At 57.7% G+C, this 17,022-nt stretch carries 16 protein-coding genes; 7 read left to right on the forward strand and 9 right to left on the reverse strand.

The features are described 5' to 3' along the window. Positions 1-106: 106 nt before the first annotated feature. The 3 genes from cpxP (at position 107) to pfkA (ending at position 2,830) form a co-directional block, all read left to right on the forward strand. Positions 107-610, forward strand: coding sequence for a cell-envelope stress modulator CpxP (gene cpxP, locus CWM61_RS24870; RefSeq protein WP_004178004.1), 504 nt, complete (start codon positions 107-109; stop codon positions 608-610). Between the two features lie 158 nt (positions 611-768). Next, positions 769-1,671: a CDF family cation-efflux transporter FieF gene (gene fieF, locus CWM61_RS24875; protein WP_008807873.1), complete on the forward strand. Its 903-nt coding sequence runs from the start codon at positions 769-771 to the stop codon at positions 1,669-1,671. A gap of 196 nt (positions 1,672-1,867) precedes the next feature. Continuing rightward, positions 1,868-2,830 (forward strand): 6-phosphofructokinase, encoded by a 963-nt coding sequence (gene pfkA, locus CWM61_RS24880; protein ID WP_061156237.1) that lies wholly within the window; start codon positions 1,868-1,870, stop codon positions 2,828-2,830. A 61-nt stretch (positions 2,831-2,891) separates the two neighbouring features. Here pfkA and rraA read toward each other — a convergent pair whose 3' ends face one another. The 7 genes from rraA to priA form a co-directional block, all read right to left on the reverse strand. Then, positions 2,892-3,377, reverse strand: a complete 486-nt coding sequence (gene rraA, locus CWM61_RS24885) for a ribonuclease E activity regulator RraA (RefSeq protein ID WP_002882913.1) — start codon at positions 3,375-3,377, stop codon at positions 2,892-2,894. Positions 3,378-3,469: 92 nt separating this feature from the next. Further along, positions 3,470-4,390, reverse strand: a complete 921-nt coding sequence (gene menA / locus CWM61_RS24890; protein WP_061156236.1) for a 1,4-dihydroxy-2-naphthoate polyprenyltransferase — start codon at positions 4,388-4,390, stop codon at positions 3,470-3,472. 69 nt (positions 4,391-4,459) lie between these two features. Next, entirely contained in the window at positions 4,460-5,794 is a 1,335-nt protein-coding gene (gene hslU, locus CWM61_RS24895) for an HslU--HslV peptidase ATPase subunit (protein WP_061156235.1), read from the reverse strand. 9 nt (positions 5,795-5,803) lie between these two features. Further along, a complete protein-coding gene (gene hslV, locus CWM61_RS24900) occupies positions 5,804-6,334 on the reverse strand; it encodes an ATP-dependent protease subunit HslV (RefSeq protein WP_002882918.1) in 531 nt (176 codons plus the stop codon). Positions 6,335-6,425: 91 nt separating this feature from the next. Then, positions 6,426-7,394: a cell division protein FtsN gene (gene ftsN / locus CWM61_RS24905; RefSeq protein ID WP_100632127.1), complete on the reverse strand. Its 969-nt coding sequence runs from the start codon at positions 7,392-7,394 to the stop codon at positions 6,426-6,428. Positions 7,395-7,487: 93 nt separating this feature from the next. Continuing rightward, positions 7,488-8,516, reverse strand: coding sequence for a DNA-binding transcriptional regulator CytR (gene cytR / locus CWM61_RS24910; protein ID WP_061156233.1), 1,029 nt, complete (start codon positions 8,514-8,516; stop codon positions 7,488-7,490). Between the two features lie 150 nt (positions 8,517-8,666). Next, on the reverse strand, positions 8,667-10,862 hold the full coding sequence (gene priA / locus CWM61_RS24915) for a primosomal protein N' (protein WP_061156232.1): 2,196 nt from the start codon (positions 10,860-10,862) through the stop codon (positions 8,667-8,669). A gap of 252 nt (positions 10,863-11,114) precedes the next feature. Here priA and rpmE point away from each other — a divergent pair, with 252 nt between their 5' ends. After that, entirely contained in the window at positions 11,115-11,327 is a 213-nt protein-coding gene (gene rpmE, locus CWM61_RS24920) for a 50S ribosomal protein L31 (RefSeq protein ID WP_008807868.1), read from the forward strand. A 102-nt stretch (positions 11,328-11,429) separates the two neighbouring features. Here rpmE and metJ read toward each other — a convergent pair whose 3' ends face one another. Continuing rightward, positions 11,430-11,747, reverse strand: a complete 318-nt coding sequence (gene metJ / locus CWM61_RS24925) for a met regulon transcriptional regulator MetJ (RefSeq protein ID WP_004107547.1) — start codon at positions 11,745-11,747, stop codon at positions 11,430-11,432. Positions 11,748-12,014: 267 nt separating this feature from the next. Here metJ and metB point away from each other — a divergent pair, with 267 nt between their 5' ends. Beyond that, on the forward strand, positions 12,015-13,175 hold the full coding sequence (metB, locus tag CWM61_RS24930; protein ID WP_061156231.1) for a cystathionine gamma-synthase: 1,161 nt from the start codon (positions 12,015-12,017) through the stop codon (positions 13,173-13,175). 2 nt (positions 13,176-13,177) lie between these two features. Beyond that, positions 13,178-15,610, forward strand: a complete 2,433-nt coding sequence (locus CWM61_RS24935; RefSeq protein WP_049008645.1) for a bifunctional aspartate kinase/homoserine dehydrogenase II — start codon at positions 13,178-13,180, stop codon at positions 15,608-15,610. Positions 15,611-15,648: 38 nt separating this feature from the next. On the opposite strand, the gene CWM61_RS24940 is transcribed toward CWM61_RS24935, so the two are convergent. Next, positions 15,649-16,020: a carboxymuconolactone decarboxylase family protein gene (locus tag CWM61_RS24940; protein ID WP_016162053.1), complete on the reverse strand. Its 372-nt coding sequence runs from the start codon at positions 16,018-16,020 to the stop codon at positions 15,649-15,651. A 91-nt stretch (positions 16,021-16,111) separates the two neighbouring features. Here CWM61_RS24940 and CWM61_RS24945 point away from each other — a divergent pair, with 91 nt between their 5' ends. Beyond that, complete coding sequence (locus CWM61_RS24945) at positions 16,112-17,020, forward strand: LysR family transcriptional regulator (protein ID WP_100632128.1); 909 nt, start codon at positions 16,112-16,114, stop codon at positions 17,018-17,020. Positions 17,021-17,022 lie beyond the last annotated feature (2 nt).

The raw sequence follows: 17,022 nt of genomic DNA on the forward strand, positions 1-17,022 counted from the left end.
CTAATCCATGACTTTACGTTGTTTTACACCCCCTGACGCATGTTTGCAGCCTGAATCGTAGACTGTCTCTCGTTGAATCGCGACACAAACGTTTTGGGAGTATGTGATGCGCAATGTTATCGCTGCCGTCATGGCCTCAACGCTGGCGCTAAGTGCATATAGCCAGGCCGCTGAAGTCGTTACCAGCGTTAACTGGCTCCCCGGAGACGAAGGGGGACAGCGCGGTAGCCAGAGCCATATGTTTGACGGCATAAGTTTAACCGAGCAGCAACGTCAGCAGTTACGGGATCTTATGCAACGGGCACGCCATGATAGGCTCCCCGTTAATGTTAGCGAAATGGAGACAATGCATCGCCTTGTCACCGCAGAAAATTTTGATGAAAACGCTGTGCGCGCTCAGGCAGAAAAAATGGCGCAGGAACAGGTTGCTCGCCAGGTCGAAATGGCTAAGGTCCGCAACCAGATGTACCACCTGCTTACGCCAGAGCAGCAAGCGGTTTTAAATGCTAAGCACCAGCAACGTATGGATCAGTTGCGTGAGGTTGCAAGGATGCAGAAAGGCTCAGCAATGATGCTTTCGAGTAGTAGCAACACCCTGCAACCCCAGTAACAAACCCTGTTTTCCTTGCCATAGACACCATCCCTGTCTTCCCCCACATGATGTGGGGGTTTTTTTTGCCCTTTTTTCGGCAAATCAACTTCTTCGCGTATCCCGTGAGCGTCACAAGTTCAGGTTATACTAAGCGCATTGCAGGAGAAGGAGCCTATATGAATCAATCTTATGGCCGGTTGGTCAGCCGCGCCGCTATCGCCGCGACGGCCATGGCCTCCGCGTTACTTTTGATCAAAATTTTTGCGTGGTGGTATACCGGTTCAGTCAGTATTCTGGCTGCGCTGGTGGATTCACTGGTGGATATTGCCGCCTCGCTGACCAACCTGCTGGTGGTTCGCTATTCGCTGCAACCTGCTGATGAAGAGCATACCTTTGGCCACGGCAAAGCGGAATCGCTGGCGGCGCTGGCGCAAAGCATGTTTATCTCCGGCTCGGCGCTGTTTCTGTTTCTCACCGGCATTCAGCACCTGGTGCGTCCGGAGCCGCTGCAGGCCGCTGGCGTTGGGGTCGTCGTCACGTTGATCGCCTTGTTCAGCACGCTGGCGCTGGTGACCTTCCAGCGCTGGGTGGTGCGAAAAACCCAGAGCCAGGCGGTGCGGGCAGATATGCTTCATTATCAGTCTGATGTTATGATGAACGGCGCCATTCTGGTGGCGCTGGGCCTTTCCTGGTATGGCTGGCATCGCGCCGATGCGTTGTTTGCATTAGGAATTGGCATCTATATTTTATATAGCGCGCTGCGGATGGGCTATGAGGCGGTTCAGTCACTACTCGACCGCGCCTTGCCTGACGAGGAGCGTCAGGACATTATCACCATCGTGACCGCATGGCCCGGCATCCGCGGGGCGCACGATCTACGAACGCGGCAGTCAGGGCCGACCCGCTTTATTCAGATTCATTTGGAAATGGAAGATAACCTCCCGCTGGTGCAAGCCCACGTGATTGCAGACCAGGTGGAGCAGGCGATTCTGCGCCGTTTCCCGGGTTCCGATGTCATTATCCATCAGGATCCCAGTTCTGTAGTGCCAGCGGCGCAGCAGGGCTTTTTTGAGCGTTAGGTTATAGTCTGTAAACTCGATGTAAAAATGTGGGGCAGATCGGCATTTTTTGTATAAATTACCGCCGTTTGGTCTGACCTGAATCAATTCAGCTTGAGGCGTTTGATATACTATTGTCATTAGCGTCGTGCACTCCTGGTGAGGGAGCGCTTCAGGCAACAGAATTATTTTTTGCTTCCTAAGTTCAGAGGTAGTCATGATTAAGAAAATCGGTGTGTTGACAAGTGGCGGTGATGCGCCGGGCATGAACGCAGCAATTCGTGGCGTTGTGCGCGCGGCATTAACGGAAGGTCTGGAAGTTTTTGGAATCTATGACGGTTACCTCGGATTGTATGAAGACCGTATGGTTCAGCTCGACCGTTACAGCGTTTCCGACATGATCAACCGCGGCGGCACCTTCCTGGGCTCCGCTCGCTTCCCGGAATTCCGCGAAGAACACATTCGCGCTGTGGCTATCGAAAACATGAAGAAGCGCGGCCTGGACGCGCTGGTGGTTATCGGTGGTGACGGGTCCTATATGGGCGCAATGCGCCTGACCGAGATGGGCTTCCCGTGCATCGGCCTGCCTGGCACCATCGACAACGATATCAAAGGCACTGACTACACCATCGGCTTTTTCACCGCCCTGAGCACCGTGGTGGAAGCGATTGACCGTCTGCGCGACACCTCTTCTTCACACCAGCGTATCTCCGTGGTGGAAGTGATGGGCCGTTACTGCGGCGACCTGACCCTGGCGGCGGCGATTGCTGGCGGCTGTGAGTTCATCATGGTGCCGGAAGTGGAATACACCCGTGACGATCTGGTCGCTGAAATCAAAGCCGGTATCGCGAAAGGGAAAAAACACGCTATCGTGGCGATTACCGAGCACATGTGCGACGTTGACGAGCTGGCAAGCTACATCGAGAAAGAAACCGGCCGTGAAACTCGCGCTACCGTTCTTGGCCACATTCAGCGTGGCGGTTCCCCGGTTCCTTACGACCGTATCCTGGCTTCCCGTATGGGCGCTTATGCGATTGAACTGCTGCTGCAGGGACAAGGTGGTCGTTGCGTCGGCATTCAGAATGAGAAGCTGGTGCACCACGACATTATCGATGCCATCGAGAACATGAAGCGTCCGTTCAAGAACGACTGGCTGGATTGCGCGAAGAAACTGTACTAAGTTGCGCGTCGGATAAACAAAAGGCCTTCTCATGGAGAAGGCCTTTTTTATGGCGGAGGGTTTATTCGATATCCAGCGGGTCTTCCGACAGGATCATCCCGGTGTTATCGGCATACAGATGGTCGCCGGAGAAGAAGGTCACCCCGCCGAAATTGACGCGCACGTCGCTTTCGCCGATACCTTCGCCAGCTGCGCCGACCGGAATTGCCGCCAGCGCCTGGATGCCGATGTCCAGTTCCTCAAGGTCGTCCACCTGGCGCACCGCGCCATAGACCACTAACCCTTCCCATTCATTCTGTACGGCGAGACGCGCCAGGTCGGCGTCAATTAACGCGCGTCGTACTGAGCCGCCGCCGTCGATCAGGAGAATATGACCACGGCCATTCTGCTCGAGCAGATCATAGAGCAACCCGTTATCCTCGAAACATTTTACCGTAATGATTTGTCCACCAAACGACGACCGTCCTCCAAAGTTAGAGAACAGCGGTTCCACGACGTTGACATCTTCCTGGTAGATGTCACAAAGCTCGGAAGTATCGTATTTCATAGGCTTAACGTTCAGTTGCTGCGAGAGTTTTTAGTATATCCCGCGAATCCCATTGTTGGCAAAATCATCAATTGTTAATTGATATTTGTCAGTTAAGCCATCAGCTTACTGGCAATAATTCCGATGACAAACAGCAGGTTGGTCAGTAAGGCCCCTTTAACCGTCTTTTCGAGCATCGGCCGCATCGCTACCGGATCAGGTTCGCGCAGGACGTAGCGCGCCTGTTTGACCAGCAGCGGCGTGGCGAGAATAAACAGCCAGCCCCACACAGAATGCAGCGCCAGCAGATTAAACAGCGCCAGGCACAGCAGGGAGCCGAACAGCAGGCAAGCATGATAGCGACGGGCATTGACCGGCCCCAGGCGCACGGCGAGGGTGTTCTTCCCGTTCTGCCGGTCGCTGTCGATATCGCGCAGATTATTGATGTTCAGCACGGCGGTCGCCAGCAGACCGCAGGCCGTCGCCGGCAGAAAAATGGCGGCTTCCACATTGTGCGCTTGCAGATACCAGCTGCCGAGGACGCTCAACCAGCCGAAGAAAATGAGTACCGAGATATCACCCAGGCCAATATAACCATACGGGCGGGTGCCCACCGTGTAGGTGATGGCGGCCACGATGGACAGGCCACCCAGCACAAGGAAGCCGATAAAATCGCCGACGCTCTGCCATGCAGCGCACAACAGCGCCAGACCAAACAGACAGATCAGCGCGACGGTGACGATGAGGGCGCGCTTCATCTGCTGGGGGGTAATCACCCCTTTCTGCATGCCGCGCAGCGGCCCGATGCGATCCGGTTTATCACTCCCCTTGACCGCGTCGCCGTAGTCATTGGCCAGATTAGAAAGAATTTGCAGCAAGCCGGCGGTGATCAGCGCCAGCAGAGCAACCCAGGGATCAAAATGGCCCTGCTGCCAGGCAAGGGTGGTGCCAACAATAATCGCGGCAAACGCCAGTGGTAACGTTTTAGGACGCAGGCTTTCCAGCCACGCCTGAGAACGGCTGATATCAGTCATAGTTATTTTAGCCAATAAAAATGGGGGCTATAGCCCCCATCAACAGTGATGAAAATGCATTGCACCGGATTATAGGATAAAACGGCTCAGATCTTCATCTGCCACCAGAACATCCAGGTGTTTACTCACATATTCGGCATCGATAATGACGGTCTGGCCGTTCATCTCGCTGGCATCATAGGAAATATCTTCCACCAGACGCTCCAGCACGGTGTGCAGGCGACGCGCACCGATATTCTCGGTGGTTTCGTTTACCTGCCATGCGGCCTGGGCGATACGCTTGATACCGTCTTCAGTGAAATCGATGCTCACCCCTTCGGTCGCCATCAGCGCTTTGTACTGCACGGTGATGGAGGCGTTCGGCTCGGTCAGGATGCGCTCGAAGTCATGGGTGGTCAGCGCCTTCAGCTCAACGCGGATCGGCAGACGCCCCTGCAGCTCAGGGATCAGATCGGACGGACTGGCCACCTGGAACGCGCCGGAGGCGATAAACAGGATGTGGTCGGTCTTAACCATCCCGTGCTTGGTGGAGACGGTGCAGCCTTCAACCAGCGGCAGCAGGTCGCGCTGTACGCCTTCACGAGACACGTCCGGGCCGGAGGAGTTGCCGCCGCGCTTACAGATTTTGTCGATTTCGTCGATAAAGACGATACCGTGCTGTTCTACAGCGTCGATGGCTTCCTGCTTCAGCTCTTCCGGGTTGACCAGCTTGGCCGCTTCTTCTTCAATCAGCAGCTTCATCGCGTCTTTGATTTTCAGCTTACGCGGTTTCTGCTTCTGGCCACCGAGGTTCTGGAACATGGACTGCAGTTGGCTGGTCATCTCTTCCATGCCCGGAGGGGACATGATTTCAACGCCCATCGGCGCCGCAGCGAGATCGATTTCAATCTCTTTATCGTCCAGCTGGCCTTCACGCAGTTTCTTGCGGAACGCCTGGCGCGCAGCAGAGGGTTCCTGCGGCTGTTCAGCCTGGCCCCAGTTGTTTTTCGCCGGTGGGATCAGCACGTCAAGTACGCGCTCTTCCGCCAGCTCTTCCGCGCGGTAACGGTTCTTATCGATGGACTGCATGCGAACCATTTTGATCGCCGCATCGGTCAGATCGCGGATGATCGAGTCCACTTCTTTACCAACATAGCCCACTTCGGTGAACTTGGTCGCTTCAACTTTAATAAACGGCGCGTTGGCCAGTTTCGCCAGACGACGGGCAATCTCGGTTTTACCGACGCCGGTTGGGCCGATCATCAGAATGTTTTTCGGCGTGACTTCATGACGCAGCTCTTCATTAAGCTGCATCCGGCGCCAGCGGTTACGCAGGGCAATAGCAACAGAACGCTTGGCGGCGTCCTGGCCGATAATGTGTTTGTCCAGTTCGCTGACAATTTCGCGTGGGGTCATTTCAGACATGGGAGATCCTTACGCTTTAGAAGGTAATTCTTCGATGGTGTGGAAATGGTTGGTATAGATGCAGATATCACCTGCAATATCCAACGCTTTCTCGGCGATGTCGCGCGCGCCCATATCGGTGTTTTCCAGCAGCGCGCGGGCCGCGGCCTGGGCGTAAGGACCGCCGGAGCCGATAGCAATCAAATCGTTTTCTGGCTGTACCACGTCGCCGTTACCGGTGATGATAAGCGACGCGTTTTCGTCCGCGACGGCCAGCAGCGCTTCCAGCTTGCGCAACATCCGATCGGTTCGCCAGTCTTTGGCCAGCTCAACGGCGGCCTTCACCAGATGGCCCTGGTGCATTTCCAGTTTACGTTCAAACAGTTCGAACAGCGTGAAGGCGTCAGCAGTGCCGCCAGCGAAACCGGCAATCACTTTGTCGTTGTACAGACGACGCACTTTCTTCACGTTGCCCTTCATCACGGTGTTGCCCAGCGTGGCCTGGCCATCACCGGCAATAACAACATGGCCGTTACGGCGAACACTTACAATTGTAGTCACGAGCAGACCCCTTGGTTGCAAAAGCGGAACAGGGGCCCCGCGCTGTCCGCGGGGCCGAATGCAATTATAGATGGGGGGGATTTTGAGGGTTTCAACCCCTGGCGGCGAGACGAATGCAGTTCGCGTGTCCGGCCATCTTCAGGCGGGTGATCATCTCGTTGGCGCTTTCTTTGCCTTTCAGCGGACCAATGACTACGCGGTTCCAGCCGTTATTAGTGGTGATGTGCGAAGCGAATCCTTCGAAAGCCAGCTGAGCGCGGACGGTTTCGGCCTGCTCGGCGCCTTTAAAGGAGCCGCACTGGATCATCCAGCTACGATCGTCTTTCTTCTCGGCGGCAGCGGCTTTCGGCGCTTCCTCCACGCGGGTCACCGGCGCGGCGGCCTGCGTACGTGGCTGCGTGGTATTGGTATGCGCCGGCGTCTGCAATAGATCCTGGTACGGCTGCTGGTTCGACGCGGTCTGCTTTGGCTGTTGCTGCTGCACTGGCTTCGGCTGCTGGACGCGCGGCTGCTGCTGCACGGTCTGCGGCTGAGTTTGCGCCCACTGCTGCTGCTGTGCCTGCTGCTGTTGCTGTGCTAAACGCTGACGCTGCAGCGTCTGCTGGCGCTGCGCCGGGGTTTGTTCGTTCCACGGCACTTCGGTCAGCTGGGTTGGCTGCTGGCGCATATCGGCCTGCATCTGGGTGAGCAGCTGGCGCTGCTCGTCGGTCAGCTGTTCCGGTTTCATCACCTCGCCACCGGCAGTCGGTTCGGTCGGCGCGCGAACGCCAGGCTGGCGACTTTCCAGCTCTTTGATATAGCGCCAGCGCTCTTCCGGTTTTGGCGGCAAGCCGTTACCGGCGGCCTGGCGATTTTGCATCGCTTCCGCTTCTTCTTTCTTATGGTGCGTAATGAAATAAAGTCCACCGATAAAGGCCACCAGCACAGCCGCCGCGATCGCCACCATAGCCGGTGAAATCGCCGGAAGGCTGCTTTGCTTATTCCTTGAGCTTCGGGTCGTGCTCTTTTTGCGCCGCGAAGAAGCCGGTTGGCTGCGGCGTACATAATCTCGTTGTGCCACTATCGTTTCGCTGTCTTATATTCGTTCGTCAGCCCGCCATGTTACTTAAGCGGCGGGCCTTTGACCAGAAGTGCAGGCCCGAAAGCCTGATGGTTATCGTCTGATTTTTTGCGTACTGCCGCGAACAATCAGTTCGCAGTCGAGCAGACGCGAGCCGCTGTTCACGTTATGACCCTGCATTTGCTCAAGTAATAGCAGCATTCCTTCACGGCCGATATCAAAACGCGGCTGTGAAACGGTGGTCAACGGCGGATCGCAAAATTCAGACAACGCGATGTTATCGAAGCCGACAATCGACAGGTCGTCCGGCACCTTCAGGCCGCGGCGTTTCGCCAGCGACAAGGCGCCCAGCGCCATCACATCACTATGGCAGAAGACCGCGGTGGGCGGTATCGGCTGTGACAGCAGCTGCTCCAGCGCGTTGGCGCCGGCTTCGAAGGTAAAGTTGCCGCGAGCGATATAGTGCGGATCGACGGTGATACCGCTGCGGCGCAGCGCCTGCACATAACCCTGCAGGCGATAATGGCACAGCGGCATATCTTCCGGGCCGGCGATACAGCCGATACGCTGGTGTCCCAGCTCGTGGAGATAGTTCACCGCGTTAAAGGCCGCCGTCAGGTTATCGATATGGACGGTGGGCAGTTCCAGCTCCGGCGCGAATTCGTTCGACATAACCATCGGCGGCAAATTGCGCTGCTCTTCCACGCTGGCGTCAAACGGCAGGCGCGAGCTGAGCAGCACCATGCCGTCGATCTGCTTGGTGATGATAAGGTCGATAAAGGTTTTTTCTTTCTGGTTCTGGTGAGCGCAATCGCCGATTAACACCAGATAACCGTGCTCGGCGGCAGTGACTTCAATTCCGCGGATGACTTCACTAAAAAAGGGATCGCAGATATCCGGCACGATCACGAGGATCGTCCGCGATTCGTTGCGCTTCATATTTCGCCCGAGCGACTGCGGTAAATAGCCGACTTCCAGCGCCGCCTGTTCGACCCGGCTACGGGTGGCTTGCGACACCTTATCAGGGTTCATCAACGCTCGGGACACGGTTGCCGTGGAAACGTTTGCTTTGAGAGCGACGTCTTTCATGGTGGCGGCAACCACTTGTTTTTTGGGCTTCACCTGGTTTCTCCTCGCTGAATGGCGCTGACATTTCCCTTGCGCGCTAACTGCTGCATCATTTTTATCAGATAGTCGCGGCAGTGAGTTACAGAATTTTCATGAAAAACGTGATGCTTGTTGAATTTTTCGATCCGGCTCGCAAGAGAAGCCTTACCCTTCAATAGGATCGACATCCAGCACCCATTTCACTTTTCTCGCCTCCGGTAGCGTATTGATTAACGCCAGCGTACCGCTGACGATGTGCTGCAGGCGCACCCGCGAAGGATGCTGCAGTAATATTTGCCAGCGCCAGCGGCCGCCGCGCTTCGGCGCCAGCGCCGGAACCGGACCGAGCACCCACAGTTTATCGTCGGCCAGCGGGCTGGCCTGCAGTAGATTGCGCAATTGCTGTAAAAACAGCGGCGCCTGCTGGTTGTTATGGTCTTCAGCACGAATCAACACGTGGCTGGTCCACGGCGGTAGCTGCATCGTCTGCCGCTCTGCCAGCGCCTGCTCGGCAAAAGCGTCGTAGCCTTTATACAGCAGGGTCTGCAGCAGAGGGTGCTCCGGATGGTGGGTTTGCAGGATCACTTCGCCCTGTTTTCCTGCCCTGCCCGCTCGTCCGGAGACCTGGGTATAGAGCTGAGCGAAACGCTCTGCGGAACGGAAATCAGCGGAAAACAGTGCCCCGTCGACGTCCAGCAGGGAGACGAGGGTCACGTCCGGGAAGTGATGGCCTTTGGCCAGCATTTGGGTGCCGATCAAAATACGCGCGCCGCCGCGATGGACCGCGGCGAGATGTTCCTCAAGCGCCCCTTTACGGCTGGTGGTATCGCGGTCGATACGCGAGATAGGCACGCCAGGGAACAGCGGTGTCAGGGACTGCTCCAGTTGCTCGGTGCCGATACCCACCGGCACCAGATGTGTGGAACCGCAGGAAGGGCACTGGCGCGGGATAGGGCGCTGACTGTCGCAATGGTGGCAGCGCAGATGGTGCTGCGCCTGGTGCAACGTATAGTAGCTGTCGCAGCGCGGGCACTCCGCGATCCAGCCGCAGTCGTGGCACAGCAGCGCTGGCGCAAAGCCGCGGCGGTTAAGAAACAGGATCACCTGGTTATCCGCCTGCAGATGCTGGCGCATGCGGTTGATCAGCGCGGGTGACAGACCCGCCTGCAGCACCTGTCCTTTCAGGTCGAGCACGTGCTGCTGGGCTGGACGCGCGTTGCCCGCGCGTTTGCTTAAGGTTAACTGCCGATATTTGCCCTGGCGGACGTTGTGCAGGGTCTCCAGCGCCGGCGTCGCCGAGCCGAGAATAATCGGGATCTGTTCGCTGTGAGCGCGCCATACCGCCAGGTCGCGGGCGTGGTAGCGCCAGCCCTCCTGCTGTTTGTAGGAGCTGTCATGCTCTTCGTCGATGACGATGACGCCGAGATCTTTAAACGGGGTAAACAGCGAGGAGCGAGTGCCTATCACAATGGCCGCTTCGCCGTTTTTCGCCTTCAGCCAGGCCGAGAGACGTTCGCTGTCATTGAGTCCGGAGTGCAGCACTTCCACCGGCGCATTAAAGCGCTGGCGAAAACGGGCGATAGTTTGCGGCGTCAGGCCGATCTCCGGCACCATCACCAGCGCCTGGCGCCCCTGCGCCAGTACATTCTCCAGCACGCTCAAGTAGACTTCCGTTTTCCCTGAGCCCGTGATGCCTGCCAGTAGCCAGGCGGAGAAGCGATCGGCAGCGCTGTGGATCGCCCCGACGGCGGTGGCCTGTTCGGTATTCAGACGCAGGCGCTCGCCGGCAACCGAATACGTGCTGCGCCAGTCGGTGAGGACGGGCGCTTCACAGGCCAGCTCCGCCAGCCCTTTGCCACGCAGCGCCTGCAGCGCCGCTTCATTAAATTCCAGTTCGCTAACCTGATGACGCCAGATCTTTCCCTGGCGCAGCGCCGCCAGCGCCTGCTGCTGCTTTGGGGAGCGTTTCAGAGCGTTGAGGTCGACAGCCTGCCCCTGCTCGGTGGCGAACCAGTACCACAGCGGCGTAGCGCTGGCGGGTTTGCCCTGGCGCAGCAGAATGGGCAGCGCATGGAACAGCACATCGCCAATCGGATGATGGTAATACTCAGCCGCCCACATCAGCAGTCGCCAGACGGTGCCGGAGAAGACCGGCTCGTCGTCCAGCGCTTCGGCGACCGGTTTGAGTTCATCCAGCGGCAGCTCGCTGCGCTCGCTCACCGCCGCGACAATGCCGATCCGCTCCTGTTTGCCGAACGGCACCCGCACCCGACAGCCCGCTTTGACCGCCATGCCATCAGGCAGCAGATAGTCAAAGGTGCGCGGTAGCGGAACGGGTAGGGCAACGTGGGCGACGGGCATGTCATCTTCCTGACTTGAAATCTGGCGGGATAGTATACACATTACGATAAGGCGGCGCGGATCAGTTTGCATATGCTGGTCAAATTCTGTATGATTCGCCGCCTTCAATGCACTTTATACCGCATTGGAGATTGACCATTACCGTACGCTTCGCGCTGTCAGCAGCGTGGAAGACGACGGGAAATTATTAATATCGCGTGGTGTCTGGCGTTAGGGCTGGAAGAGCGACGCGGCCTTAACTGAGGTTCTCCCATGAAAAAAGGTATTCACCCAAAATACGAAGAAATTACTGCTACCTGTTCTTGCGGTAATGTCATGAAAATCCGTTCCACCGTTGGTCACGACCTGAACCTCGACGTGTGCGGTAAATGCCACCCGTTCTTCACCGGCAAACAGCGTGATGTTGCTACCGGTGGCCGTGTTGACCGCTTCAACAAGCGCTTCAGCATCCCGGGCAGCAAGTAAGTTGCCAGAAGAAGCCGCCTCAGGGCGGCTTTTTTGTGCCTCTCGCCAGCCTGAGCGGGACACAAAAAAGGGCGGAAGATTGCTTCCGCCCTTTTTATCAACTCAGTATTCCCACGTATCCGGGTCGATCCCCAGTTCACGCATAATCTCTTTCGCCGCTTCCGGGATCTCATCGCTGCGCTCTTTACGCAGGTCTTCATCGTTAGGCAACGGTTGTCCGGTAAAGGCATGCAGGAACGCTTCGCACAGCAGCTCGCTGTTGGTCGCGTGACGCAGGTTGTTCACCTGACGACGCGTGCGTTCATCGGTGAGGATTTTTAACACCTTCAGAGGAATGGAAACCGTAATTTTCTTTACTTGCTCACTCTTCTTACCGTGCTCAGCGTATGGGCTGATATATTCGCCGCTCCATTCAGCCATGAGATACCTTAATCCTCTGTTTATTAGTGAAGGGCCAGAATATTCCGCCCGGGCTATAATTGCGCGTAGTTTACCGTATGAGCGCGCTTTCTAACATGAGATAAGCCGCTACCGACGTGCGCTAATGCATATAATTTTAACGGCTATTTGCACTTTGCTCAATCTATACGCAAAGAAGTTTAGATGTCCAGATGTATTGACGTCTATTGTGACAATGTTTACTCTGGAGCCTGACTTTTCACCGATTCAGCCCAGGAACTTCCCAACATGACGCGTAAACAGGCCACCATCGCAGTGCGTAGCGGTTTAAATGACGACGAGCAGTACGGTTGCGTTGTCCCGCCGATTCACCTTTCCAGTACTTATAACTTCACCGGCTTTAATGAACCTCGCGCCCACGACTACTCCCGCCGCGGCAACCCGACGCGTGATGTGGTGCAGCGCGCCTTAGCGGAGCTGGAAGGTGGCGCCGGCGCGGTGCTGACCAATACCGGTATGTCGGCGATCCTGCTGGTGACGACGGTGTTCCTTAAGCCGGGCGATCTGCTGGTGGCGCCGCACGACTGCTACGGCGGCAGCTACCGTCTGTTCGACAGCCTGGCGAAGCGCGGCTGTTATCGCGTCCAGTTCGTCGATCAAAATGATGAGCAGGCGCTGCGGGCGGCGTTGGCGGAAAAACCGAAGCTGGTGCTGGTCGAAAGCCCAAGTAATCCATTGCTGCGGGTGGTGGATATTGCGAAAATCTGTGGTCTGGCGCGTGAGGCAGGCGCGGTGAGCGTGGTGGACAACACCTTCCTGAGCCCGGCGCTGCAAAACCCGCTGGCGCTGGGTGCCGATCTGGTGTTGCATTCTTGTACTAAATACCTGAATGGCCACTCCGATGTGGTTGCCGGGGTGGTGATTGCCAAAGATCCGGCGACTGTCACCGAACTGGCATGGTGGGCGAATAATATTGGCGTCACCGGCGGCGCCTTCGACAGCTATTTGTTGCTGCGCGGTCTGCGGACGCTGTCTCCGCGTATGGAAGTGGCGCAGCGCAATGCCCAGGCGATCGTTGAGTATCTGAAAACCCAGCCGCTGGTGAAAAAGCTGTATCATCCGTCGCTGCCGGAAAACCAGGGGCATGAAATTGCGGCGCGTCAGCAAAAAGGTTTTGGCGCAATGTTAAGCTTCGAGCTGGACGGTGACGAGCAGACGCTGCGCCGTTTCCTGAGCGGGCTGTCGCTGTTTACACTGGCGGAATCGCTGGGGGGCGTTGAAAGCCTGATTTCCCATGCGGCAACGATGACGCATGCCGGCATGGCGCCTGAAGCGCGTGCCGCCGCCGGAATTTCAGAAACGCTTCTGCGTATTTCAACCGGTATTGAAGATGGTGAAGATTTAATTGCCGACCTGGAAAATGGCTTCCGGGCAGCAAACGAGGAATAAAAATGAGTGTGATTGCGCAGGCAGGGGCGAAGGGTCGTCAGCTGCACAAATTTGGTGGGAGTAGTTTAGCGGATGCGAAATGTTACCTGCGCGTCGCGGGGATCATGAAGGAATATTCGCAGGCGGGCGACATGATGGTCGTCTCCGCCGCTGGCAGCACCACCAACCAGCTGATCAGCTGGCTTAAACTTAGCCAGAGCGATCGCCTTGCTGCGCATCAGGTTCAGCAGTCGCTTCGCCGTTATCAGACCGAGCTGATTGGAGGTCTGGTGGAGCCTGCGGCGGCGGATACGTTAATTGCCGCCTTCATCCATGACCTTGAGCGTCTGGCAGGATTGCTTGATGGCGGGGTTACCGAAGCGGTTTATGCGGAAGTGGTCGGCCATGGTGAAGTCTGGTCCGCGCGCCTGATGGCGGCGGTCCTTAACCAGCTGGGTATGGAAGCGGCCTGGCTGGACGCGCGCGCTTTCCTGCGTGCGGAACGCGCCGCGCAGCCGCAGGTGGATGAAGGATTATCTTATCCACTGCTGCAACAGCTGATGGCGCAACATCCGAATAAACGTCTGGTGGTGACCGGCTTTATCTCCCGCAACCAGGCCGGAGAAACCGTCCTGCTGGGCCGTAACGGGTCTGACTACTCCGCCACGCAGATCGGTGCGCTGGCGGGCGCCTCTCGCGTCACCATCTGGAGTGATGTCGCCGGGGTGTACAGCGCGGATCCGCGTAAGGTCAAAGATGCCTGTCTGCTGCCGCTGCTGCGTCTGGATGAAGCCAGCGAGCTGGCGCGTCTGGCCGCTCCAGTGCTCCACGCCCGCACGCTGCAGCCGGTGTCCGCCAGCGATATCGATCTGCAGTTACGCTGTAGCTATACGCCGGAACAGGGCTCTACGCGCATTGAGCGCGTGCTGGCCTCCGGTACCGGCGCGCGGATTGTCACCAGTCATGACGACGTCTGCCTGGTGGAGTTCCAGGTGCCGGCCAGCCACGATTTCAAACTGGCGCATAAAGAGCTGGACGCCTTGCTCAAACGCGCCCAGCTGCGTCCATTAGCCGTTGGCATCCATGCCGACCGCAAGCTGCTGCAGTTCTGTTATACCTCTGAGGTAGCCGACAGCGCGCTGAAGCTGCTCGATGAAGCGGGTCTGCCGGGCGAGCTGCGTCTGCGTCAGAAGCTGGCGCTGGTGGCGATGGTGGGCGCGGGAGTCACCCGTAACCCACTGCACTGCCATCGTTTCTGGCAGCAACTGAAAGGGCAACCGGTGGAGTTCACCTGGCAGTCCGAAGAGGGGATCAGCCTGGTGGCCGTGTTGCGCGCCGGGCCAACGGAAAGCCTGATCCAGGGTCTGCATCAGACCTTGTTTCGTGCAGAGAAGCGTATTGGCCTGATGCTGTTCGGCAAAGGGAACATTGGCTCCCGCTGGCTGGAGCTGTTTGCCCGCGAACAAACCACCTTGTCGGCGCGTACTGGCTTCGAGTTTGTTCTCGCCGGCGTAGTCGACAGTAAACGCAGCCTGCTGAACTACGACGGGCTGGATGCCAGCCGGGCGCTGGCCTTCTTCAACGATGAAGCGGTGGAGCAGGATGAAGAGTCGCTGTTCCTGTGGATGCGCGCGCATCCGTACGATGATTTAGTGGTGCTGGACGTCACCGCCAGCGAACAGTTGGCCGACCAGTACCTTGATTTCGCCAGCCATGGCTTCCACGTGATCAGCGCCAACAAGCTGGCGGGCGCCAGCAGCAGTGATAAATATCGCCAGATCCACGACGCGTTTGAGAAGACGGGTCGCCACTGGCTGTATAACGCTACCGTTGGCGCGGGTTTGCCGGTGAACCATACGGTGCGCGATCTGATCGACAGCGGCGATACCATCCTCGGTCTGAGCGGTATCTTCTCGGGAACGCTCTCCTGGCTGTTCCTGCAGTTTGATGGCACCGTGCCGTTCACCGACCTGGTGGATCAGGCCTGGCAGCAGGGGCTGACCGAGCCGGATCCGCGCGTCGATCTGTCCGGTAAGGATGTGATGCGTAAGCTGGTGATCCTCGCGCGGGAAGCGGGTTATGACATCGAACCGGATCAGGTCCGTGTGGAATCACTGGTCCCTGCACACTGCGAAGAGGGGTCGGTCGATCACTTCTTTGAAAATGGCGAAGAGCTGAACGAGCAAATGCTGCAGCGTCTGGAAGCGGCCCGCGAGATGGGGCTGGTGCTCCGCTACGTGGCGCGCTTTGATGCTAACGGCAAAGCACGCGTCGGCGTGGAAGCGGTACGCGAAGAGCACCCGCTGGCGGCGCTGCTGCCGTGCGATAACGTGTTCGCCATCGAAAGCCGCTGGTATCGCGATAACCCGCTGGTGATCCGCGGACCCGGCGCCGGGCGCGATGTGACCGCCGGAGCGATCCAGTCGGATATTAACCGTCTGGCGCAGCTGCTGTAGTTCCGAGAAAAAGACCAGGCGCTGCCTGGTCTTTTTTGTTAGTGCGCCGCAAAAACCGCTTTGGCGGCAAACAGGCCGTTGAGCGCCGCCGGGAATCCGGCGTAGACCGCCATCTGCATGATCACTTCCGTTATCTCCTCTTGTGTCAGGCCGACATTTAATCCTGCGGCAATGTGTACTTTCAGCTGTGGCGCGGCGTTACCCAGCGCGGTGAGCGCGGCAATAGTAGCGATTTCCCGGCTGCGTAAATCGAGCCCCGGCCTGGCGTAAATATCGCCGAAGGGGAACTCAATCAGATAGCGGGCGAAATCGGGGGCGATATCCTGCAGGCTGTCGACGACGGCTTCCCCGCCGCTGCCATCCACCCGCTGCAGCATTTCCTGACCGGTGATATAACGTTCGCTGGACATCGTTTTTTCCTCTCTGTGATGATGCGTTAAGAGGAAGGGTAGGGAAGTTTGCCGGACTTGAGTAATACCCTTTTCGTGATACCTTTTCAGTATGACAACTTCGCGATTACATTCCCTGGATATTCGCCTGCTGCGCGCCTTTGCCGTGGTGGCGGAAGAAAATAACATCAGCCGGGCGGCGCAGCGGTTATTTATCTCGCAGCCGCCGCTGAGCCGTCATATGCGTCAACTGGAAGCTCAACTAGGGGTGACGCTGTTTCAGCGCCACAGCAAAGGCCTGATCCTTACCGACGCGGGAAGAGAAGTGCTGGAGATTATTCGACCGATGCTGGCGCTCCAGGCGCGCACGCTGGCGGCATTGAGCCAGCTCTCCGCTCACTCGCCGCAGCCCTTGCGTCTGGGATTGACCACCGCCTTTGAACAGGGCATTTTCGCCGCCGTTGAATCTGCGCTGAGTAAACATACCCGCACGTTGCATATCACTCGCCACGCCTCGCCGGCGCTGGCTCAGCAGGTGCGCAAAGGCAAACTCGATGCGGCGCTGGTCGCGCTGCCGCTGAATACCGAAGGGCTGCACCTGCATCCTTTGCCGTATCATGAGCCGCTCATTGCGGCATTGCCCGCCTCCTGGCCGGAAGCCGCCAGCCCAGCGTTAGCGCTACGCGCGCTCAATCACCGACCGCTGTTCTGGTTTAAACGCGAGCGTAATCCCGATTTCTTTGACTACACGCGACGTATTTTCGACCGGGCTGGCTATTCCCCCGCTTACGTGGAGGAGCCTGCCGAACATGATGTACTGCTTGCGCGAATTGCGCGTGGCGAAGGCATGATCCTGCTGCCGGCGTCCTTTTCCGCGATCCAGCGTCAGGGGGTGGTGTTCTGTCCTGTCGCTGAAGGCGACAGCATGCCGTTAAGCCTTGGCGTGGTTTATGCGCCTCACCAGGCAGAATCCGTGCAGCAATGGCTTTCTCTGCTGGATGACCATCTGACGACTCGCTAGCC

The sequence above is a fragment of the Klebsiella sp. K-Nf6 genome (assembly GCF_002806655.1).
In the GTDB taxonomy this organism is placed as follows: domain Bacteria; phylum Pseudomonadota; class Gammaproteobacteria; order Enterobacterales; family Enterobacteriaceae; genus Klebsiella; species Klebsiella variicola.